Source organism: Pectobacterium sp. IFB5596 (assembly GCF_021432585.1).
In the GTDB taxonomy this organism is placed as follows: Bacteria; Pseudomonadota; Gammaproteobacteria; order Enterobacterales; family Enterobacteriaceae; genus Pectobacterium; species Pectobacterium punjabense.
Genome location: NZ_LXFY01000023.1, coordinates 357,861 through 380,543 on the forward strand (window position 1 = coordinate 357,861; position 22,683 = coordinate 380,543).

General features: G+C 50.9%; 20 protein-coding genes. 5 read left to right on the top strand and 15 right to left on the bottom strand.

Translation table 11 applies throughout. The annotated features are described in order from the left end of the window. The first annotated feature begins 328 nt into the window (after positions 1 to 328). Entirely contained in the window at positions 329 to 1,891 is a 1,563-nt protein-coding gene (locus tag A6301_RS15310) for a M20 family metallo-hydrolase (RefSeq protein WP_234258168.1), read from the top strand. Positions 1,892 to 2,050: 159 nt separating this feature from the next. Here A6301_RS15310 and A6301_RS15315 read toward each other — a convergent pair whose 3' ends face one another. The 4 genes from A6301_RS15315 to A6301_RS15330 all read right to left on the bottom strand — a co-directional run bounded on the left by A6301_RS15315 (position 2,051) and on the right by A6301_RS15330 (position 6,104). Then, positions 2,051 to 2,272 (bottom strand): acyl carrier protein, encoded by a 222-nt coding sequence (locus tag A6301_RS15315; protein ID WP_005970017.1) that lies wholly within the window; start codon positions 2,270 to 2,272, stop codon positions 2,051 to 2,053. 17 nt (positions 2,273 to 2,289) lie between these two features. Then, the gene (locus A6301_RS15320; protein WP_234258169.1) at positions 2,290 to 3,723 is read right to left on the bottom strand and encodes an AMP-binding protein; all 1,434 of its coding nucleotides are present in this window, start codon (positions 3,721 to 3,723) and stop codon (positions 2,290 to 2,292) included. Further along, positions 3,720 to 4,838 carry a membrane-bound O-acyltransferase gene (locus A6301_RS15325; protein WP_234258250.1) on the bottom strand — a complete coding sequence of 373 codons (1,119 nt, stop codon included), beginning with the start codon at positions 4,836 to 4,838 and terminating at the stop codon, positions 3,720 to 3,722. The genes A6301_RS15320 and A6301_RS15325 overlap by 4 nt, the downstream gene beginning before the upstream one ends. A 129-nt stretch (positions 4,839 to 4,967) precedes the next feature. Next, the gene (locus A6301_RS15330) at positions 4,968 to 6,104 is read right to left on the bottom strand and encodes a D-alanyl-lipoteichoic acid biosynthesis protein DltD (protein ID WP_234258170.1); all 1,137 of its coding nucleotides are present in this window, start codon (positions 6,102 to 6,104) and stop codon (positions 4,968 to 4,970) included. 344 nt (positions 6,105 to 6,448) lie between these two features. Between A6301_RS15330 and A6301_RS15335 the strand changes: the two genes are divergently transcribed. Continuing rightward, positions 6,449 to 6,649: a hypothetical protein gene (locus A6301_RS15335; protein ID WP_107170207.1), complete on the top strand. Its 201-nt coding sequence runs from the start codon at positions 6,449 to 6,451 to the stop codon at positions 6,647 to 6,649. Positions 6,650 to 6,915: 266 nt separating this feature from the next. Here A6301_RS15335 and A6301_RS15340 read toward each other — a convergent pair whose 3' ends face one another. Together A6301_RS15340 and A6301_RS15345 are read right to left on the bottom strand one after the other, a co-directional pair. After that, positions 6,916 to 7,809, bottom strand: coding sequence for a LysR family transcriptional regulator (locus tag A6301_RS15340; RefSeq protein ID WP_234258171.1), 894 nt, complete (start codon positions 7,807 to 7,809; stop codon positions 6,916 to 6,918). A 133-nt stretch (positions 7,810 to 7,942) separates the two neighbouring features. Then, complete coding sequence (locus A6301_RS15345) at positions 7,943 to 8,266, bottom strand: PTS lactose/cellobiose transporter subunit IIA (RefSeq protein WP_107170205.1); 324 nt, start codon at positions 8,264 to 8,266, stop codon at positions 7,943 to 7,945. A gap of 485 nt (positions 8,267 to 8,751) precedes the next feature. Between A6301_RS15345 and A6301_RS15350 the strand changes: the two genes are divergently transcribed. The 3 genes from A6301_RS15350 to A6301_RS15360 all read left to right on the top strand — a co-directional run bounded on the left by A6301_RS15350 (position 8,752) and on the right by A6301_RS15360 (position 12,515). Continuing rightward, positions 8,752 to 9,768, top strand: a complete 1,017-nt coding sequence (locus tag A6301_RS15350; RefSeq protein WP_234258172.1) for an iron ABC transporter substrate-binding protein — start codon at positions 8,752 to 8,754, stop codon at positions 9,766 to 9,768. Between the two features lie 126 nt (positions 9,769 to 9,894). Further along, positions 9,895 to 11,472 (top strand): iron ABC transporter permease, encoded by a 1,578-nt coding sequence (locus A6301_RS15355; protein WP_234258173.1) that lies wholly within the window; start codon positions 9,895 to 9,897, stop codon positions 11,470 to 11,472. A gap of 2 nt (positions 11,473 to 11,474) precedes the next feature. Then, entirely contained in the window at positions 11,475 to 12,515 is a 1,041-nt protein-coding gene (locus A6301_RS15360) for an ABC transporter ATP-binding protein (RefSeq protein ID WP_107170203.1), read from the top strand. A gap of 28 nt (positions 12,516 to 12,543) precedes the next feature. On the opposite strand, the gene arnF is transcribed toward A6301_RS15360, so the two are convergent. From arnF to A6301_RS15405, 9 genes are all read right to left on the bottom strand, one after another. Beyond that, on the bottom strand, positions 12,544 to 12,936 hold the full coding sequence (gene arnF, locus A6301_RS15365) for a 4-amino-4-deoxy-L-arabinose-phosphoundecaprenol flippase subunit ArnF (protein WP_234258251.1): 393 nt from the start codon (positions 12,934 to 12,936) through the stop codon (positions 12,544 to 12,546). Next, positions 12,936 to 13,277, bottom strand: a complete 342-nt coding sequence (gene arnE / locus A6301_RS15370) for a 4-amino-4-deoxy-L-arabinose-phosphoundecaprenol flippase subunit ArnE (RefSeq protein ID WP_234258174.1) — start codon at positions 13,275 to 13,277, stop codon at positions 12,936 to 12,938. The genes arnF and arnE overlap by 1 nt, the downstream gene beginning before the upstream one ends. Then, positions 13,274 to 14,944, bottom strand: coding sequence for a lipid IV(A) 4-amino-4-deoxy-L-arabinosyltransferase (gene arnT / locus A6301_RS15375; protein ID WP_215484545.1), 1,671 nt, complete (start codon positions 14,942 to 14,944; stop codon positions 13,274 to 13,276). Before arnT ends, arnE begins: the two co-directional genes overlap by 4 nt. Positions 14,945 to 14,961: 17 nt before the next feature. After that, complete coding sequence (arnD, locus tag A6301_RS15380) at positions 14,962 to 15,855, bottom strand: 4-deoxy-4-formamido-L-arabinose-phosphoundecaprenol deformylase (protein ID WP_215484544.1); 894 nt, start codon at positions 15,853 to 15,855, stop codon at positions 14,962 to 14,964. Then, the gene (gene arnA, locus A6301_RS15385; RefSeq protein ID WP_234258175.1) at positions 15,852 to 17,873 is read right to left on the bottom strand and encodes a bifunctional UDP-4-amino-4-deoxy-L-arabinose formyltransferase/UDP-glucuronic acid oxidase ArnA; all 2,022 of its coding nucleotides are present in this window, start codon (positions 17,871 to 17,873) and stop codon (positions 15,852 to 15,854) included. Before arnA ends, arnD begins: the two co-directional genes overlap by 4 nt. Beyond that, positions 17,870 to 18,853: an undecaprenyl-phosphate 4-deoxy-4-formamido-L-arabinose transferase gene (gene arnC / locus A6301_RS15390; RefSeq protein ID WP_107170197.1), complete on the bottom strand. Its 984-nt coding sequence runs from the start codon at positions 18,851 to 18,853 to the stop codon at positions 17,870 to 17,872. The genes arnA and arnC overlap by 4 nt, the downstream gene beginning before the upstream one ends. Beyond that, positions 18,846 to 19,994 (bottom strand): UDP-4-amino-4-deoxy-L-arabinose aminotransferase, encoded by a 1,149-nt coding sequence (gene arnB / locus A6301_RS15395; protein WP_234258176.1) that lies wholly within the window; start codon positions 19,992 to 19,994, stop codon positions 18,846 to 18,848. The genes arnC and arnB overlap by 8 nt, the downstream gene beginning before the upstream one ends. A gap of 237 nt (positions 19,995 to 20,231) precedes the next feature. Then, positions 20,232 to 21,398 (bottom strand): nucleotide sugar dehydrogenase, encoded by a 1,167-nt coding sequence (locus A6301_RS15400; RefSeq protein WP_107170195.1) that lies wholly within the window; start codon positions 21,396 to 21,398, stop codon positions 20,232 to 20,234. A 397-nt stretch (positions 21,399 to 21,795) separates the two neighbouring features. After that, on the bottom strand, positions 21,796 to 22,671 hold the full coding sequence (locus A6301_RS15405; RefSeq protein ID WP_107170194.1) for an SIS domain-containing protein: 876 nt from the start codon (positions 22,669 to 22,671) through the stop codon (positions 21,796 to 21,798). Positions 22,672 to 22,683: the final 12 nt, after the last annotated feature.

The window sequence follows — 22,683 nt, forward strand, 5'->3', positions numbered from 1 at the left end:
AGGAATAGACGAGTAGAGGTATCGTGCGACGTTATTTCCCTGCGTTTACACAAATAATGTTTATGTACTATTTAGATTATGCGAATTTGAATCCTTTTCCATCACCCTTTCTCTGATTCATCGTTCACCCCCCTCGATTAAAATCGGGGAGGAGATCACGGTATTAACCGGTATTTAACCGTAGTCTTATAGTAAAAATCAGGAGGTTACCTCCTCTGTTCACCCCTGAATAAAAACAAATAACAACTTGTTTTACATCAATATTTTATTTACCCATGAATAGCCTCCCCCCCCATTAACGCATTTTTTATGCAAAAAGGGGGTGAGAGTGTTTTTTTTATATTTACAGCATGATAAAGATCACGGTAAATACCGCGACACAGGAAAAATAATTATTAGCATTCCCACCATCACGTTAGCCATTTGGTCTTTTATTATGAATAAATTGTTAAGTTTTATTACACAGCGAGAAGGCGAAGCGATAAATCTCCATCGGGAATTGGTTCGTCGCCCAGCAGTTAATCCTGAACACGGCGGTGAGGGAGAGGAAATAAAGGCACGTTGGATAGAGGAGTGGCTATATCATAATGGCCTGTGCCGCGTGCAGCGTATGGATGCATTAGACGTTCAGGCAAACAATAAGTTAAGGCCCAATTTGGTGGCGCATTTTCTTCCACCTGGATGCAAGCACACACTGTGGATAGTGACGCATATGGATATTGCTGCACCTGGGCCACTCGAGCACTGGGTGAGCGATCCGTTTATATTGCGCATCGATGGCGATCGACTGTATGGCAGAGGCGTCGAAGATAACAATCAGGGAATTGTTTCCGCTTTATTATTATTGGATGCGGTCAAGCAACTGAAGATAACGCCGCCAATGGGGATTGGGATTATTTTTACCAGCGCAGGTATTACTGACTATACGAAAGGCATCGGCCATATTTTGAATAAGACTCCACAGTTATTTCGCGCTGACGATCTAATTGTGGTGCCCGATTATGGCAACGAGAACGGCAGCATCATCGAAATTGGCGAAAAACGTAACGCTTGGGTACGCATTGATGTCAAAGGTCGGGAATATCATGCCGGCTTTAGTGAAGGGCCAAATTGTTTTGAGGCAGCGGCTCGTTTTATTTCTCGTTTGAAGCATGTACGTCGTCGCCATGCTTGTCCTGACCCGTTTTTCTTCCCTCCCACATCAACGATAACCCCAACGCATTCCGAAACGAATTGTACGGGGCTAAACCACGTTCCTGCCAATTTTGTGTTTTATCTCGATATTCGCCTGATGCCAAATTGTGGGCTTGAGCTGGTGATGGAGGATCTCCAGCAGTTAGCCCGCCTTATTGAAAAACAGGAAAGAGTTTTGTTTACCTTTTCCTATGTGGAGATCACGCCAGACGCCCCCATTACCTCTGGGCATTCGCCAGTAATTCGCATTCTTTCAGATGCCATCGAGAAAGAGTTAGGTGTTACACCACGTCTGGTCGGGGTTGGTGGTGTAACAATGGTGTCGGTGATCCGTTCTCTGGGGTTGCCCGTCGCAGTGTGGGGTATTCAACAATCCAGCAAGAACCAGATAAATGAAAGCATCAGCCTTAAAGCACAGTTAGAACAAACCCGCATTTTTGTTCGAATGTTATACACATCGCCGCTAAAATCATCCAAGGTGACGCCGTCTCAATCGCTCCCTTGTGAAGGCGCAAAAAATATTACGCCGGCGGAACAGTCGGTCGCGATGTTGGTAGGGCTTGGCATGAATAATGAGAATATAGGTGAACAACTCAATTTGAGTGTTAATACGATTCGAACTCACTTGAAAAATCTATACCGTAAAACGGGGGCGCGTAATCGGCGCGAGTTGCAGCGTTTATTTATTTTGAAGTGATCTTACCCACGTAAAGTGGACACAGTCCTAAACGATATTCTGGTTTTCAAACTGTTCCAGGCTAAGGCCGCCACAAACGCAATGCTGACGCCAACAGCTTTTGTAAAAAAGCCCCTGAATACATATCCAGGGGCTTTAAAAACCGTCACCACGTCGAGCTTAGCCGCGGTTCTCTTCAATGTAGCGAGCCAATTCTGCTGGGGTCTTCAGAACGGTAGCAACTTCGGTTGGTGGGATCACGCAGCCGTAAACGTCCTGCACTTCCAGCACCAGATCGACCGCCAGAATTGAGTCGAGAATATCAGACTCAATCAGTTCATCGTTAAAGCCCACTTTACGGGATAAGATCTTTTCAAACAGCGCAAGTATTTCTTGTTCCATGATTTTTCCTGAGAAAATTAAATCGTGCGGGCATGAGTATCCAGCAGTTTACGATCGATTTTGCCGTTAGGATTCAGCGGCAACGCATCTTTTATAATGATTTGGGAAGGCACCATATAGGGTGGAATCACCTTAGAGAGCGAGGTTTTAATCGCTTCTGGTGCTAAGTTCGTCACGCAGAATGCTGCAATACGCAGCACGCCACCGCCCGATTTCATCAACGGCAGGACAACCGCTTCGCTGATGTCGGATATCGCCAGCAGGCGGTTTTCAATTTCGTTGATTTCAATACGGTAACCATTGAGTTTGATCTGGCTGTCATTACGACCCTGACAGTACAACAACCCGTTCTCATAGCCCAGGTCGCCGGTTCTATAGCCTCGAAATGCTTCACTTTCCCGATACAACAATTTCTCAGCGTTCTCCTGCGCGAGCCCGAGGTAGCCACGCATCACGTTTTTGCCCCAGATAATCAACTCACCTTCAGCGGTAATTTCCATTCTGGAGTCCGGCATCATCGCGCCGACAGGTAGCAGATCGTTGTCGCTGTGCAGAATGTCATCAGTGATTTCGATAACGGTGGTAGCGACAGTCGCTTCCGTTGGGCCATAAGAGTTGAGGATTTTGGCGTGCGGAAAACGGCGACGTAATTGTTTTACCAACGCTTTATTGAGCACTTCGCCAATAAATACAAAGACGTTAAGTTCAGGTAGATATTCACTGTTGAACTGGGGGGAAAGCAGCTTCTGGTAGGCGAAAGATGGCGTTGAAACCCAGACGGAAACGCCGTTGTCTTTCAGGCGATCGAGCCAGTTTTCGGCGGCAATATCCTCTTTCGCATTCAGAACGATGTGCCCTCCGGTTGCCAGGTTCGCCAGCAGCGGAATCAAGGAGAGATCGAAGCTGAACACCGCATGGTTCATCAGCACCGGTACGTCTGGTAGCGAGAAGTCCTCACGCACCCACTTCATGAAGTGCCACAGGCTTTCACGCCCGATCTGCACCCCTTTCGGCTTCCCAGTGCTGCCGGAAGTGAACATGATATAGGCGAGATCTTGCTCAACCAGTGCCTGACCAGCCTCACCCGTCGCAATAAACTGCCTGGTCGCGACATCGTAGTAGTAAGGGGCGTTCGCCAGGTGGCAAATCTCCTTGAGCCGCTCCTGCGGATAGATGCAGTCCACCGGGATATACGGAATGTTATGCAGCAGGCAGCTATAGATCGCCACGGCGAATTCCGCCTGCTGATGCCCATATAACACAACAGGCGAACCTGCGGGCCGCCGGCATTGCTGATAGTGATGCGACCAGTCAGTGACAGCGACGGAAAGCTGTTGCCAGGTCATCGCTTCATCGCTGCCGCTAATCGCCAACTGAGTTGGGTTAGCGGGCTCGAGTAATGCCGCACGCAGGAAATCTTGTAGTTCCTGAAGTTCTGAGTGAAGGTTCATAGAGGAGACATTCCGCTAAAGATGTAGAGGGAGGCCGCAGCGCTTGTCAGCGTCAGAATTCGACCGATGAACACAATAACCGGATGATGTAGACAATTATTCAAAGCCGGACTACGTTTGGCAGACCACTGCAACATGTTATGAACAACGGAAATGGCACCAAACAGCGCGCCGCTAATAACATAGTGTCGTTCAAGCCCGTTCCATGCCCCCATGCAAAACAGGGTGCAGAAAATGCCGATATTCTGCGCCAGCGTTTTGTTCTGTCGGAAAAAATCGAGCTTCATCAGATTCATATAAATCGGCATAAAGACCACATCCCTCAGCCATTCAGACAGGCTGATATGGAAGCGCCGCCAGAAATCCTGCGGGTTTTTCGCCAAAATGGGCATATTGAAGTTCGCTGGGATATTCAGGCCAAATAAGCGCCCCGCCCCAATAGCCATATTGCTGTAGCCGGCAAAATCAAAATAGAGATAGGCGCTGTAGGCCAACGACATCACCACGCCAACGCTTACTGTAAACGGACGATGACTCCACGACTCAATCACCAGATTATTGATCAGCATGGCGAATAAGAACTTCTGAATAATACCGGTAAATATTTGCTCCATAGCCACTAAAAACTGCTCACGGGTAATAATAAAAACCGGTTTATTAATATCAGTAAGCCATGTCCGCCAGCGATACATTGGACCGGCCAGAATAATGAATGGCATAAACAGATAGCAGAAGTAATGCAGGAAATTCTGGCCGTCTTTTTTGCTGCGATAAAGCAGAACATCAATGGCGCGGAAGGTCATAAAAGACAGACCAATCATGCCCCAGTGATTGTTAAGGTGTAATTTCACTAAAAACAGCGGGAGCAACGTCAGGCTGACCGCCTGCCAGGTTTTTAGCCAGCCTTTTTCTTTTAAGGTGACGAGAATATAAAAACTCATGAAAACCGCCACGGGAACAAAGTAATCCCCCTGGAAAATATATCCCCAGCCCAGCACCGCCAAGACGGAAAAGGCGGATAAATACGTCAGCCGATAACTGAACGCGCGGTTAACCAGCGCAAACAATAATGCTGATGAAAACAGAAGGAAAAAAAACATTCCGGAGCTGTACATCATTCATCCTTCAGAATTTTTGATATTCAAAATGCACTTTTAAACTCATGCTTTCATCAACAGAGGTCCACGCGACAATGGTTACTGCCAGAAAGAGATAAAGGAAAAAAAGGCGAATGGCGGTTTTCATCATTTAAAACTCTCAGCAATAAATTGATCCATCGCGACCCATGCTGGCTCGGTTGGGTGCAGGCGATCCCAATTCCAGCCATTCTGATAAGGCTGCGCATACATATCAAAATAGCGAACCTGATTTTCTTCCAACATCGATCTAATCTGACTATCGACTGGCTGGAATTTTTCGGAATTCTTAATTGCCCACGGATTGATCGGATCAACAATGACGACAAACTGCACATTACGCGCTTTTAGCAGTTTGATCGTCGCTGATAACGCCTCCATTTGCGCAGGAACAATCGGCGCGTCATCCCACTCTTCTCGCGTTTGATCGTCTGCAAAAACAGACTTATCCATCCACAGCGTATCTGCACTTTGCTGACGAGACTTATTCAGCTCATGAGCCTGAGCCAGTTCGCGATCCCAGTCAGGAACCACATGGGAGGCTGGTGGATTCGGCCACGGTTGCGCGGGCTGAGGGGCAATACGTAGCATCGCTAACCAGTCGCTTTTTATCAGCTCGCAGAAATTAGCAAATTGATAACTCACTTCCTGCCAGATAATTTGCGGGTCCCAGCCATAGATTTTCATTTGGCCGAAAGTCAGATGGCTTATCTCTTCTTTATCGATATGTTGTAAGTAATTGACCAGAAAGGAACGCGTCTGGTCGTCCTTCATCAACGGATTGAAAATAGATGCCGGAAAATTGTTGGCAAAAATTGCCGGTGGAATACCGTCCGAATAAAAACTATCGGGTGCCAGCAGCAAAACAACTTTACTGTTCGCGTTAAGATCATTTTTAAAACGCGAAAGCAGTAAAAAATGCGTGACGCTATCGATATAACTATCGCCATAGGCCACAACGGGGCGATGCAGTTGGTTATTAAAATAGTTATAGACTGCGTAATGTTCGTCTTCAGAAGTAGAGACTTCGGATGCACCAAGAAAGAAAATCCCATTTCCCTGTAAAGCATGAGAAATAGTCGCTATTTTTTCCTTTTGTTCTTTCTGCGTTCCTTCCATGGTGTTAATCAGCGGTTGAAATGTTAACGCCGGATCAACGCTAGTCGCTAGCGGGTGAGCGCTAAGAAACAGGATAGCGAGAGTAGCCATCAGGATATGTAGACAGAGAGTATTTTTTATTTTCATTATATAAAGTAAGACTACATGATATTTATTGTTTGAAATTTGTGAATTTTTATCTTCACAGTACATCGATCCCTGTATTTTTGGATTATATACCAGGCTTATCTTCGATGATGAGCGTTGCTGTGTAACGGTATGTACAGTGTTTATGTCCGTCACAATAATCAGGTTGGCGACCAAGTAAGGGAAGGATTCTCAGACATCTCTTCTTACTTACGCAGCCCGAATATGGGGTAGTAAAGCTTCGCTGGCAGGAGCTCACCGCACCCAGTTTGAACGTGATGTCAGGGATGATGGAGTGCAAACATCTTTGAGCGCTGACCGACAAAAAAGTTAAAGGAGTGTTTATGAAAAATTATCAGCCCACTATCCATCAGCTATTGATTGCCTCAGTGACGCTGTTAGTTATCGCCTGTTCATCCAATGGGAAAAAATTCCCCACGGATGAAACGCCGGAATGTATGAAGTACCGTTCTATGATGACAGCACCTTTGCCACCAGCAGAAATGATGAGATTAAAAAATCAGTGTGAGCAGTCAAGGCGTTAAAATAATAGGGTGTTTTTATCGTGTCGATAATTAATAAAAAACGCCCTAATCAATAAAGCAAAGAAATAGCGTTCATCATTGAAAATGATCGCTACTCGTTTCAATTCCCCGCGTGTTCCCAATCACAGTAGAATGTATAAGACGTCTCATAATTATCAGTGCACATTTTATTTCCTACTCGGTTATAGCGCACACTGCGATTCATGAATGAGATCGCTAACGGCATACTGCCAACGCGGCTTAATCAAGAGGTTAGCTCTGCGTTACTAACGCGGGTAGCGCAGCGCTTCCACAAACAGTGAAAAGGCGGTGGTATGCTGTTTGCGGCTGGGATAATACAGATAGTAGCCTGGGAAAGGCGGGCACCATTCCGTCAGCACCTGAATCAGACGACCGCTGGCAATATCCTCACGCACTGAATCTTCCGGCACATAGGCTAGGCCGAGCCCGATTTGGGCGGCATCAATTCGCTGGCGCAGGCTATTCATCGTTAGTTGGCCCTCAACGCGCACCTTGATTTCCCGACCATTTTTTTCAAACTCCCACGCGTAGATGGCACCCATCGTCGGCAGACGCATGTTAATACAGCGATGCTGCTGTAAATCTTGTGGCGTTATGGGTGCTGGGTGACGCGCGAAATAGTTCGGGGAACCGACCACCGCCATGCTCATTTCCGGTGTAATACGCACAGCGATCATGTCTTTTGCCACCTGCTCACCCAGACGAATATCCGCATCAAAGCGACCAAAAGCACTATCCGTTAAGGCATCATCCACCGTGATGTCGACGTGAATATCGGGATAGTTCGCTAAAAATGGCTTTAACACTGGCCATAATATCGAATCAACCGCGTGCTCTCCCGCCGTGATACGGATATTCCCCGCAGGCCGCTCGCGCATATCACCCAGCGCAACCAGTTCACTTTCGATATCCGCGAAACGCGGGCCAAGGCTATGCGCCAGTTTCTCCCCCGCTTCCGTCGGCGCGACGCTGCGCGTGGTACGAGTCAGTAACCGTACGCCAAGCCGTTCTTCAAGGCCGCGAATCGAATGGCTCAGCGCCGACTGGGAAAGCCCGAGCTTTGCCGCCGCTTTGGTAAAACTGCGTTCTCTTGCCACCACAAGGAACGAAATGAGGTCATTAACGTTTTCTTTTAACATCAGCGTGTCCGAATAGTGGTGTTATCAATCGGTATCCATTATACAAGTTCATGAATGATATTGTTCCGCCCCAAAAACAGCAAAGCCACTCAGCGTGAAACTGAGTGGCTTTTCCGTTAGCTTCGTGATGTGACTAGCGCATGTGCATATTAACGCCTGAGACCTCTTTTCTCAGTTCAATAATCTCTTCAGCCAGTTCACGGCACAACATCGCATTCATCAGGTGATCCTGTGCATGCACCACGATGAGTTCAAGATTGGCTTTTTCCTTACTCTGGTGGCCAATAAATCCAGTCTGGATCAACTGCGCTCGGTTCAGCGCTACCGCCGCCATTTTTAATAGTTCATCGACGTGTTCCCACTCGCCTCGGCGGGCGGATCTCAGTGCTTCCATTGCGCAGGAACGTGTTTCGCCAGATTTAACAATAAGCTCAATCATCCGCGTTTCTACATCCATTATCCCATCCCCCGAATATCAGTTGCTGTGTCACTTTTTTGTCGGTCAATTAGCCCCAAATTGCAGACAAGCGCACGTGACACCGAAGAGATACGGTGCATTTGTTGTATCGCTACTCACAGCCTGCATAGTAAATATAGACGATGAATCAAGATTTGTTTCTGTAAATCATGATGTTATATCTCATATTCGATGAAATAAATTTCACAGCAACGCCAACCTGTTTTTACGAGGTCGTTTTATCCTTTTTCACACCGCGACACGTGCTGAAATAAAGTGATGACCGAAATATCCCATCCATTGAAACCTTAATTTAACCTTAAGAAAGCGAAATAATAATAACTATCATTATTATTATCGATATGTAGAATCCATTTTCGACTGCCGCGACATCCCTGCCTGTGTCACTAAAATAATGCGATACGAGGGAGTCAATGTCGGCCAGCAATATTCAAACATAACGGGTATTGATAAGGGTAAATACTATGAAGCTTGGTTTTGGATTACTGAGTTCTGCCGTTTTATTAGCTTCCGGCCTGACTCTCAGCGCATCGGCAAATGCAGCAGAAAACGATGAAGGGATTGTGATTTACAATGCCCAGCATGAAAACCTCGTGAAATCCTGGGTTGACGGTTTCACGAAAGAAACCGGCATCAAGGTAACGCTGCGTAATGGCAGCGACACCGAATTGGGCAACCAACTGGTACAGGAAGGGAAATCGTCCCCTGCCGATGTATTTCTGACCGAAAACTCACCGTCAATGGTGCTGGTCGATAATTCCGATCTCTTTGCTCCGTTGGATAAAGCGACCCTTGCGCAGGTGGCGCCTGACTATCGCCCGTCCCACGGACGCTGGATTGGTATTGCCGCGCGCTCCACCGTATTTGTCTATAATCCAACCAAATTTACCGACGCGCAGTTGCCGAAATCTTTAGCCGATCTAGCGAAGCCAGAATGGAAAGGTCGCTGGGCAGCGTCGCCATCAGGTGCGGATTTTCAGGCCATCGTCAGCGCGTATCTCGAGCTGAAAGGCGAAAAAGCCACGCAAGAGTGGCTGAAAGGCATGAAGGAGAACTTCACTGCCTACAAGGGCAACAGCACTGTCATGAAAGCGGTGAATGCAGGTCAGATTGATAGCGGTGTGATCTATCACTATTACCGTTTTGTCGATCAGGCTAAAACCGGCGAAAACAGTAACAATACTAAGTTGTACTACTTCAAGCATAAAGATCCGGGCGCGTTCGTCAGTATTTCCGGTGGCGGAGTACTGGCATCCAGCAAACACGCGAAAGATGCTCAGGCCTTTATCAAATGGATCACGGGCAAATCCGGTCAGGAAATCTTGCGCACCAACGACGCCTTTGAATATGCGGTTGGCGTCAATGCGCTCTCAAACGACAAACTGGTTCCGCTGAAAGATCTGGACGCACCGAAAGTTGATGCCGCCAAGCTCAACAGCAAGAAAGTCGTGGATCTGATGACACAGGCCGGCCTGTTGTAGCGAATAGATTGTAATGATAGCGCCTTCGTCAGGGAATTTTCGCCCTGACGAATCATCACAAAAATGGTCGCTCAACGCGATTTTATCGTCTAAGAATATCGTCCTGACGAGGCAGCTACAGGCAGTATGACAAACGTTAGCTACAGCAAAACTACCACGTTTCCCGAATCCTCCCCGCCATTACGCAAACCTGTCGCGTTGCTTACGATCGTCGCGTTGGTGTTATCCCTGTTGGGCTTTGTCCCGCTGGGCTTTGTGATTGGCGTCAGTATTGATACCGGTTGGGAAACGGCTCGTGCCCTGTTATTCCGCCCACGCGTAGGCGAACTTCTGACAAATACGGTGCTGCTGGTTGTCCTGACGCTGCCGATTTGTACCGTTCTCGGCGTACTGTTGGCCTGGCTGACGGAACGTACTACTCTGCCCGCCCGACGCCTGTGGTCGCTGTTGCTCACCGCACCGCTGGCGATCCCCGCGTTTGTACAAAGCTACGCTTGGATCAGCACCGTTCCCAGTCTGCATGGCTTACCGGCTGGCGTATTTTTATCCGTCGTCGCCTACTTACCGTTTCTTTATTTACCCTGCGCCGCGGCGCTGCGGCGTCTTAACCCCGCACTGGAAGATGTAGCAGCCACCCTGGGCGTGCCGCCCATTACCGTATTTTTTCGCGTGGTGTTACCGCAGTTAACGCTAGCTATCGGCGGTGGACTACTGCTGATTGCCCTGCATCTGCTGGCAGAGTACGGCCTGTTCGCGATGATCCGTTTCGATACCTTTACCACCGCAATTTTCGATCAGTTTCAGTCAACGTTTAATGGCCCGGCGGCCAATATGCTGGCTGGCGTACTGGCGCTACTGTGCCTGTTTCTGCTGTGCGCGGATGCCCGCGTACGCGGCGTCACACGCTATGCGCATGTTGGCTCCGGCGCGCCACAGGTCGTCACACCGACACGCTTGTCACCACTTTCTCTCACGTTGGCGCTGCTGTTACTGGCAACGCTGGTACTGCTGACGCTCGGCGTACCTTTTATTACGCTATTCCGCTGGCTAGGTTTTGGCGGTTGGGACGTGTGGCAACGCCGCGAGCTGTTTGATGCCTTTAGGCAGACCATGACGCTGGCGCTGAGCGGTGCCACACTGACGACGCTGGCAGCGATCCCAATGGCCTGGCTGACCATTCGCCACCCCAATCGCCTGTATCGGTTTTTGGAAGGGTGCAATTACATCACCAGTTCTTTGCCGGGCATCGTCGTCGCGCTGGCGCTGGTGACCACCACGATTCACATCATCAGGCCGCTCTATCAGACCGAGTTTACCGTGCTGTTAGCTTATCTGCTGATGTTCATGCCACGGGCGCTGGTTAATCTACGCGCGGGTATCGCACAGGCACCCGTAGAGTTGGAACAGGTGGCTGCCAGCCTGGGTCGATCCCCTTTGCAGACGTTAATGACCGTGACCATCCGGCTGGCTGCGCCCGGCGTCGCGACGGGGGCAACACTCGTGTTTCTGGCGATCGTCAATGAGCTAACCGCCACTCTGCTGCTGGCACCTAACGGCACGCGCACGCTGGCGACCGGATTTTGGGCGCTAACCAGTGAGATCGACTATCCCGCTGCGGCACCCTATGCGCTTATTCTGGTCCTGCTGTCGCTACCGTGGACCTGGTTTCTCTACACGCAATCACAAAAAATGGCGGGACTGTAATCATGTTGGAACTTCATCGCGTCAGTAAAAGCTTCAACGGGCGCACTGTGCTGTCTGACATCCGTTTAACGTTAGAAAACAGCCGCCGCACGGCGATTGTCGGCCCGTCCGGTTCAGGGAAAACCACCCTGCTGCGCCTGATCGCCGGGTTCGAAAAACCAGATACCGGCGTCATTACGCTAAACGGCCAAACGCTCTGCGATAACGGGCTTTCCGTCCCCGCCCATCAGCGCGGAATCGGCTATGTCCCGCAGGACGGCGCACTGTTTCCGCATCTCTGCATCGCAGACAACATCGCCTTTGGGCTCAAAGGCACGAGGGCAGAAAAACAAAAACGCGTGGATGAGCTGATGGCACTGGTTTCCCTTCCCGCACATTTACAGAAGCACTCGCCGCATGAAATTTCCGGCGGACAGCAGCAACGTGTCGCACTGGCTCGCGCGCTAGCGCAGCGCCCTGCGTTGATGCTGCTGGATGAACCGTTTTCCGCACTGGACACTGGCCTGCGTGCCGCCACCCGTAAAGCGGTAATGGACGTCTTGCAGCAGGCTAACGTGGCGTCGATTCTGGTGACCCACGATCAGGGGGAAGCGCTGTCTTTTGCCGATCGGGTCGTCGTGATGCGCGACGGTCAGCTGTCGCAATCAGGCTCGCCGTGGACGCTCTACCACCGACCCAACAGTGAGGATATCGCCACCTTCCTCGGTGAAACACTGATTCTCGAAGCTCAAATTGACGACAATCAGGCTGATTGCCTGCTGGGACGCATCGCCGTGGAGCGCCCGACGGCAAATGGTCGGGCAAGAATTATGCTCAGGCCGGAGCAGATAATGATTCAGGATACCGAGACAACGAGCACGGCACACATTCGCGCCACCATCCGCAACGTCGAGTTTTCCGGCTTCGTCTCTACGCTGACGCTATGCATCCACAACGCAGAAGCCGATGTCATTGAACTGAAAACCGTCAGTCACGCTGCTTTCACTGTCGGCCAACAGGTTAGCCTGAGCGTCACGGGTACTGCTCACGTCTTCAGTCAATAATCCCGCACTACCCGCGCGCTCAGGCGGTTTATCGCTCCGCCTGCGCGTTACGCGTCACCAGCCAGACGCCCAGCATAATAATCAGAACGCCGAGATTTTTACGCAGGCTCATCGGTTCATTCAGCCACGGCAGAAAAACCGCAGCCAGGTAAACTACCGCATAGCTCAGGCTAATCAGCGGGTAAGCGCGGCTGAGCGGCAAATAGCGTAGCACCATGAACCAGCACACCATCGACAGGCCATAGCAGATAATCCCGACCAGCACCGCGACAGCAGGCCAGCCCGCCATCAACGCGCTGAGTGAGGGAAAATGTGTCATGGAGATGCTCGGCAGCGCCAGCATGCCACTTTTCATTAATACCTGCGCGGTACTGGCTAACACAATGCTGACAAGCGCCCAGACATAGCCTTTTTTCGTCATCATCCCCCCTGCATCAAATAGATACCGGTGACAATCAGTGCGATGCCCCACCAGTGATGCCTATCCACACGTTCGCCAAATCCATAGCGCGCCAGTAGCGTAACCAGAATAAAATTGATGCTCAGCAACGGGTACGCCACGCCGAGCGGGAGATGCTGCAACACCAAAAGCCACAGCAGCAGCCCGACACCCAGCAACAAAACCGCCAACATTAGCCACCCCAGCGTTATCCGTTTACGCCGTTCGGTGGGCAAACGCCGCCAGCATTCCGCCGCCTGTTTCTGGCACAACTGCCCTAAGCTCGTCAGCAGACAGACGATGGCAACCAATAGATAACTCATGGCGTTACCTGCTTATAAAACAGCAGCACGTAGCGGTGAGATTTTCTCAACTGACTGGGCATTGGCAGATTACGGTATTCCTCATCGGAATCTCTATCGACCTTCAGCACCAGCGCGACATCTCCGCGACGCCGCTTATCGGCAAGCCAGGCTGGAAAAGCGTCCTCATCGACAAAGCGGTCAGCGGCATCCGCATAGCCCAGTCCATAGCTCAGTTCGCCACGCGCTTTGAATAAAGTGATATCGCTGCGCTTCAGTTCCCACGCCAGTCCGGCGGCCAATCCGACTTCGTCGCTCAACACATAGCGGCTGTTTTCCAGCAACGGCTGGTGGCTACGAATGAAGGTTTGGGGGTTCTTGGAATCCACTACGCTCGCTGGAATGCTTCCGCCAACGAGCAGCGCCAGAAAGAGCGGACAACCCGCTACCAGATAGCCCCAAGCCCTCTGTTTTCTCAAACTGACAACCGCAAAGGCGATCCAGCCAATAAAGCAGACCACACCCGATATGATGGTCAGCCCTTCTCCCGGTTGATAGAAATGCGGTACGGCGATGCCAAGTCCAAGTGCGGCAACCGCAAGCCCCAGCACACCGCCAAAAGCAATATTGAGCCAACTATTGATACGTAATAGACGTTCACGTACCGCTGGTGCCAGCCCGGAAACCCACGCCGCCATCAGCAGCGCCAGCGGTGCGAAACACGGCAGAATGTAGGTCAACAGTTTGCCTTTGGCGATGCTGAAAAACAGTAGCGGCATTACCATCCAGCACAGCAAGAAGAACCGTTCTGGATTCACTTTCCGTTCAATCCAACCGCTGCGTAACGCACCCGGCAGCAGCGCCAGCCAAGGGAATGTCCCGATAATCAGAACCGGCAGGTAATACCAGAACGGTGCCTTATGTTGCGCATCGTCTTCAGCAAAACGCTGGATATGTTCGATCCAAAAAAAGTAATGCCAGTAATCGGCCTCGCGTTCGTGCACCGCCAGCGCCCATGGTGCACTCAGCAATACCGCGACGACAATCGCAAGCGGCCCGAACAACAGCAGTTCCTTGATTCGCTTTTGCGCCAGCGCCACGGGCAGCACGCTGATCACCGGCAGCGCCAGCGCCAGAAAGCCTTTGGTCATGAATCCCATACCGCAGGCTAGCCCCATCAATCCCCAGGCCAACAGCCGTTCACGCGTCAGTTTTGCCCGCAAAATCAGCGCATGGCTGAACAGCGCCGCCGTCATCCACAGCGTCACCATCGGATCGAGCACGCTGTAAGTACCGATGCCATACACCAGCAGTGATGTAAGGTAGATCGTCGCCGCCAACAGCGCGGTGCGCCGGCTTTTCCACAGCATCATCGCCAGCCAAAACACCAGCAGTGCACTCAGCGCGGTAGAAAAAACCGAGGCAAAACGCACGGCAAAATTGGTATGGCCTAATAACCATTGGCTCATGTTATTCAGCCAATAGCCCGCGACAGGTTTCTCGAAATAGCGGATACCCAACAAATGCGGCACAATCCAATCGCCGCGCTGAAGCATCTCACGACTGATTTCGGCATAACGTGTTTCATCTGGCGACCACAGCCAACGGCCATTAAGCGGCAACAGATAGAGCAAAGCAAACAACACCATTATCACGGTACTTTTCAGCTTGAACATGCCTTTTTCCATACGATTTCCCGCTGTATTTATTCTTCCGTTTGTACGCCAAGCCACCCTTCCCGTCCGGGAAACGGCGCGCGCTCAATCCGTCCGACGGGCAGCGTAGCCAAGTCGTCAGGCAGTAACGAGGAAAGCGGACAAAATTCGATGTGCTGCTGACGGGCGCGAAGCAGTAGCTGACGGAACAGCGCCAGCTTCGCCCCCCCTTCAACCTCCGCGTGGATGGTATACACCGGCACGCCACGATCCTGCTCGATTGCATCAAGAATAAAACCGTTGAACTCACCGTCACTCACACGCTCGCCGATGACCTCATCGTAGGTCGGCAGCGTGACGGGGATCTGCGTCGTGCCGAGCTCACCATTTTTCAGGCGCGGTCGGAAAGGTCGGGTGCCGCGGCAGTCGCTGTTATAGTTCAGATTCCAGCGCTGTTTCATCTCTACAACGCGCGAATCAGCCCGCCAGCCCGCCACCGCAGAACAATGCACCGGTGATGGCAGAATCTGCGTTAGCGCATCTATGCCTTCACGGAACTGCGCGGCCAGTTGCGCATCCGACCAACGAGCGACATTCGCCTGCCAGCCGTGATGATCCCAGGCATGTAGCCCTACCTCATGCCCGGCGTCGTGCGTCTGGCGGATTAACGCGCCAAACCGTGCGCCGATAGGACGCCCCGGCCACGCCGTGCCAGCCAGTAAAATATCCCAGCCGTAGAGCGAGGCCGCGTTGGAGCGCAGCATCTTCCATAGAAAGCGTGGACGCAGCAGACGCCACAGGTGTCGCCCCATGTTGTCCGGCCCGACGCTAAAAAAGAAACTCGCCTGAATATCAAACTCAGCCAGCACCTTCAGCAGCGCGGGCACGCCGTCCCGCGTACCACGCCAGGTATCGACATCAATTCGCAGGCCAACGCGCGTCATCCCTGCGCATCCGTGGAATCAGCGGTGTGCGAGACATCAACGGTACGCAGAAAATAGTCCAGCGTTTCCGCAACGGTCTGCTCCATCCTCACCGACGGTTCCCATTCCAGCAGGCGTTTGGCATTGCGAATGCTCGGCGTGCGGTGTGCCACATCCTGATAGCCTTTGCCGTAATAGCTACTGCTCTCCACGTCAATAAACCCAGCGAACGGCGGGAAGCGGTCACGTAACGGGTGAGCATTAAAGCTGGTCAGCAGCATGTCGCCTAGCTCGCGGATACTGGCTTCATTGTGCGGATTGCCGATGTTGATAATCTGTCCGTCACACTGGCCGTTACGGTTTTCAATAATGCGGAACAGCGCTTCAATACCGTCATGAATGTCGGTAAAGCAGCGCTTCTGCGCCCCGCCGTCCACCAGCTTGATCGGCGATCCTTCCACCAGATTGAGGATCAATTGAGTAATGGCGCGCGAACTGCCGATCCGCGCGGCATCCAGCGTGTCCAGACGCGGCCCCATCCAGTTAAACGGACGGAACAGCGTGAAGCGCAGGCCGCTTTTCGCGCCGTATGCCCAAATCACCCGATCCAACAGTTGCTTGGAGACGGAGTAAATCCAGCGCTGCTTGTTGATCGGCCCAACAATCAAGCGTGAAGTGTCTTCATCAAACTCTTTGTCATCACACATGCCGTACACTTCTGAGGTGGACGGGAAAACGATGCGTTTGTTGTAACGTACGCAGTCGCGCACAATTTTCAGGTTCTCTTCGAAATCCAGCTCGAATACGCGCAGCGGGTTACGGGTGTATTCGATAGGCGTGGCAATCGCCACCAGCGGCAGAATGACATCACACTTCTTGATGTGGTATTCGATCCATTCGTTATGGATGCTGATATCGCCTTCCACAAAATGGAAACGCGGATCGTCAAGAAAACGGGCGATGGCATCCGAACTGATATCCAGTCCGTAAATTTCATAGCGATCGTCGCGCAGCAGCCGCTCGGTCAGATGGTTGCCGATAAAACCGTTCACACCGAGGATCAACACACGCGTACGGCGTCGTTGCACCCGGCTAGCGAGGTTGCCCAGCCGCGCCTGTGGCACCATGCCCATTTCCGCCGCCAGTCGGCTGCCCGACATATACAGCCCGGACTCGCTCTGTCCACTGACGATCTCAAGCGCGTCTTCCCCGCAGGACACCACCAGCGGCGAGGTCGAAATAATTGAGCCCGCATCGCCGCCATGTGGATAATTCACGTCCACACTCTTGTTTTTAACCACACGGGCGCGCCAGATAATTACCTTGCGCTCGCCGAGAAACGTAAACGCCCCCGGATAGGGTTCCGTCACGGCGCGGATCAGGTTGTTGATCTCACCCGCGCTTTTTTGCCAGTCGATCAGGCCATCTGCCGCCGTACGGCGACCGAAATAGCTAGCCTGACTGTCATCCTGCGGCGTCAGCGTAACCTCACGCGAGCGAATCAGCGGTAACTGCTGCGCCAGTAAAGCGGCAGCGGCGGTACGGCATTTGCCATGTAGCGTCAGCGCGGTGTCTTCATCGTCAATCGCCACCACGGACTGGGCAACGATGTCGCCCGCATCCGCGCGGGAAACCATCTTGTGCAGCGTCACGCCCGTCTGCGTTTCGCCGTTCACCAGCACCCAGTTGACCGGTGCTCGCCCACGGTAGCGCGGCAGCAGTGAACCGTGCAGATTGAATGCGCCAAACGAGGGTAACTGAAGAATGTCATCGCTTAATAGTGTGCGGTAATAGAAGGAAAAAATAACATCCGGTGCCAGCTCTCGAATGCGGTTCACCCAGAGTGGATGGTTAACGTCTTCCGGCGCAAACACCGGCACGTCCATCTCGGCAGCCGCTTTCGCCACTGAGGCGTAGAAGTGGTTCTCACCCGGTGCATCGCTGTGCGTGAACACCGCCTGAATTTCGTAGCCTGCTAGCCTCAATGCTTCAAGACCGACACAGCCGATATCATGGTAGGCAAATACGATCGCTTTCATTCTTCTTCATCCCGTAAACTGGTAGTCAGTGGCGTTGCCGCACTCACCGTCTTTTGCACAAAATAGCGTGGCCGAGCACGCACATCGGTATAGATACGACCAATGTATTCCCCCAGTAGCCCCATCCCGACGAACTGCGCGCCGATAAACATGAACAGCACGGCAAACAGCGTGAACACGCCCTCAGCCGCCCACTCCGCGCCGAAAAACAGACGCAGGCCAATCAACAGCAGCGCCAGCAGAAACCCCGACAGCGCAACGACGCTGCCAATCAGGCTGAGTATGCGCAGCGGCGTTGTCGTCAGGCAGGTCAGCAGGTCGTACATCAGATTAATTAGCTTGAGAAAGCTGTATTTGGACGTGCCGAACTCCCGCTCGGCGTGCAACACGTCGATCTCGATAGTTTTGCGAGCGAATGTATTAGCAAGAATAGGAATAAAGGTGCTGCGTTCATGACAGCGCAGCATCGCGCTGACAATGTGGCGACGATACGCACGCAGCATACAGCCGTAATCCGCCATCGATTTCCCGGTCGAACGCCGGATCATCATGTTGATGGTTTTCGAGGCCAGTTTGCGGAATAGCGAATCCTGCCGGTTAGCTCGCACAGTGCCGACTACGTCATAGCCTTGCGCGGCATACTCCACCAGCCGCGGGATTTCCTCCGGTGGATTTTGTAAATCAGCATCCAGCGTAATCACCACATCGCCCACCGCTTGCTGGAAACCCGCCATGATGGCCGAGTGCTGACCGTAGTTGCGGTTCAACAGCACGGCGATGATGTGCTTTTCCGGGTCGCTCGCCGCCTCGGTCAGCAGTTCTGCCGAGCGGTCGCTGCTGCCGTCATCAACCAGAATAATTTCCCAGGGTTTACCGATCTGCCGACAGGCCGCCAGCGTGCGATCAATCAGCACCGGCAGACTCTCTTCTTCGTTATAAACGGGGATCACAACAGAAACATTGTTGATGTCATCAATCACGAACAGACTCCAGAATCGAGGTTAGCGCCGCGACGACGCGATCGACATCGCTATCCAGCATGTCGGGGAACAGCGGTAGCGTCATCAGCGACGCCGAATTCCACTCCGTTTCCGGTAGGTGCAAATGAGGGTAGCGCTCACGGTAATATTTCTGCGTATGCACCGCTCTGAAATGCAGTCCGGTGCCAATACCGTGCGTTTGCAGCGCCGCCATCAGATCATCGCGTGATATGCCGCACTGCGTTTCGTCTACGCGCACCATAAACAGGTGCCAGGCGTGCAGATGGGGATAATCAGGAACCGCCAGCGGCTGGAGCGGCAGGGAGTACAGTTGAGTGAGATAACGCACGGCAAGTTGCTGACGGCGAGCGTTGAACGCCGAGAGTTTATCCAGTTGAATGAGTGCAATGGCCGCATTGATATCCGCTAGGTTGTATTTAAACCCCGGCGTCACCACTTCAGCCTGCGGCTTGCGCCCCTGTAATTGCCGGTCAAACGCATCTACTCCCAACCCGTGAAACTTTAGGCTGCGTATACGCTCGGCGAGTACGTCGTCATCCGTTACCACCATACCACCTTCCGCACAGGTGATATTTTTAATCGCGTGAAACGAAAAAATGGCCGTTCCGCGCGCGCCGATCCATTCACCGCGATATTGCGTACCGACGGCGTGCGCCGCATCCTCAATCAGCGGAATACCGTAACGTTCACTCAAAGCACGCAGCGCATCCAGATCGGCAGGTGCACCGGCGTAATGCACGGGAATAATCGCTTTAGTTTTTGGCGTGATAGCGGCTTCAATGTCCTGCGGTCGCACCATCAGCGTGTGCCGATCCACGTCCACCATCACCGGCTCTGCCCCCAATAGCGTGATCATATTGACGGTCGAAACCCAGGTCTGAGACGGTGTAATCACCTCATCACCGGGGCCGATACCGAGCGCCATCAGCGTAACGTGCATTCCCCCCGTCGCAGAGCTAACCGCAATCGCCTGTCGACACCCGATTTGCTGGCAAAACGCCAGCTCTAATTGCTGGCATTTCGGCCCCGTGGTTATCCAGCCAGAACGTAATACGTCTGCCACGGCAGCAATTTCCTCTTCGCCCATAGTCGGGCGGGAAAAAGGCAAAAAATCCGTCATAACATATTCCCAAAATAAATAATGGCGACAAATCATTATTAAGCAGTCTAAATAATGAAGCCTTAAGCCAACCTTAATTTATTACGACAGTCATAAAATCACAGATAAACGACGCCACACGACATAGCGCAAACACATCCCGCACTCAAAGAGATATAATTAATTACAATGTATAAATGAACTTTCCGCTAATATCCGAGTCACGATCGTATCGATTTATTGATCTATGACAAAAAATCAATCCTCCCCGAATAAATCTCGCGTATAGACTTTCTCCATCACATCTTTTAATTCATCGGCGTAACGATTGGTAATAATAACGTCACACTGCTGTTTAAAACTATCGAGTTGATGAATGATAGGAACATCGAGAAAATCGTCATCATCAATACCCGGTTCATAAATCACAACATTGATTCCTTTCGCTTTTATCCTTTTCATAATGCCCTGAATGGAGGAAAAGCGAAAATTGTCCGACCCCGCTTTCATGATAAGGCGATAGACGCCAACGGTTTTAGGGTGGCGGCGGATAATCGTGTCGGCAATGAAGTCTTTCCGCGTATGGTTAGCGTCCACGATAGCCTTGATCAGATTATTCGGCACAGTACGATAATTAGCCAGAAGCTGCCGGGTATCTTTCGGTAAACAGTAACCGCCGTAGCCAAAAGAGGGGTTATTGTAGTAATCACCAATACGGGGATCGAGGCATACCCCTTCAATAATCTGCCGGGTGTTCAACCCCAACGATTCGGCATAGCTGTCCAACTCATTGAAGTAGGCCACCCGCATTGCCAGGAAGGTATTCGCAAATAATTTTATCGCTTCGGCCTCTGTCGGGTCGGTAAACAGCACGCGAATATCTTTTTTTAATGCACACTCTATCAATAGGTTAGCGAAGAACCTTGCCCTTTCTGACCGTTCCCCCACCACAATCCGTGACGGGTAAAGATTGTCATGCAGCGCCTTTCCTTCACGTAAAAACTCAGGCGAAAAAATGACATTATCCGTATCCAACTGTTGACTGATTTTCTCCGTAAAGCCAACAGGCACCGTCGATTTAATCACCATAATCGCCTGCGGATTAATCGCCAGTACGTCGCGAATGACCGCCTCTACCGATGAGGTATTGAAATAGTTGGTTTGTGGATCGTAATCCGTCGGCGTAGCGATAATCACGAACTGCGCATCGGTATACGCTTCATGTTTATCCAGCGTAGCCGAGAAATTCAGCGTTTCATGTTGTAAAAAACGCGCAATTTCAGCGTCATTAATCGGCGATTTTCGTTGATTTAGCAGCGCCACTTTTTCAGCCACAATATCCAGCGCTACAACCTGATGCCGTTGTGCTAATAATAATCCATTCGATAAACCCACATATCCCGTTCCACTAATGGCTATTTTCATGCAAGGCTCTTCATCTCAGCATTCGCTAAAAAATCATACGTTATCGCAGTATCTTTGTTATTTACTCATCTGCACAATTACGTTTGTTTTCAATTTATTTCCTGTTAAATCCACACGATTAACAACGACATCACTTAAGAAAAAATCTTCACACGTCAAAAAGCAGGAGCAAAGTATCATTCATCATTAGCAAATTCAGTTAAACGCCAATTAAACATAGTGCATTTAATGATAAATAAAAATTTTTACACGCTGTCACGTTTTAAAATAATTTTAGGTATTATTGAATAAATTGAACTTTGAGCAAAAAACCGCATCGAAACATTTCCCTCCTTTTCAGACAAACCTTATGTGTATTGCCTGAAAGGGAGGAAAACCACTTTGCTCTACCTCAAAACTATTTATTCAACAACGTTTCGTCCAGATTATTTATGGTCATACTGGCGTTAAGTACCAGTGGTTTGGCTATTTCTTTTCGTCTCTGCAATAGCGCCAGGAAAATCAAATCTGTCAGGGTGTTTTGCGCCGTCCGTGATGATATCGAAGAGCTGCGCCATTCATTTTCATCAGAAATACTTTCCAGCACATAATCGGCAAGTTTGGCCAGAGGGGTTTCCTTGTTACCTGTAATGGCGATGACCGTCGCCCCCTGCGCTTTTGCCATGGTACTGGCTATGCGCATTTCTTTGCGCTTGCCGCTGAACGACAACACGATCTGTACATCCTTCGGCGTCAGAGCCTGCGCGGTGGTGAGTTGAACATGAAGGTCTGCTTCTGCTAAGCAAAGAATACCTATCTTTTGCAGTTTGTAGCTCAGGTCTTTTGCTGTTAATCCAGACCCCCAAATGCCGACAATCTGCACCCGTTGGGCGTTATTAATAATATCGACAACTTTCTGAAATATTGGGAAATTTATTTTTTTGGTGGTATCAATGATCGCGGCCGTTTTTTCATGTGCCAGTTTTTGCGCCATCACCATCAGCGAATCTTCAGACGAGATCGCGTTATGCAACGCCTTATGCGGGTAAGTTTTAAATTGGTTGTTTCTGCCCAGTTCTTCACTGATGACAATCTTAAGCGCAGGAAAGCCCTTCATACCGATCTTCTGGCTAAACTTGATGACAGCAGATTGACTCACCCCAGCGTTTTCGGCAAAGCGGGAAGAGGACATGCTCAGAATAGCCTCTGGATTATCCAGAATGTATTGCGCAATTTTTTGCTGTCTTTCAGCTAACTCAGGTAGCAGCCAAGCGATCTCATTTAACACTGACATGAAAAATATCTC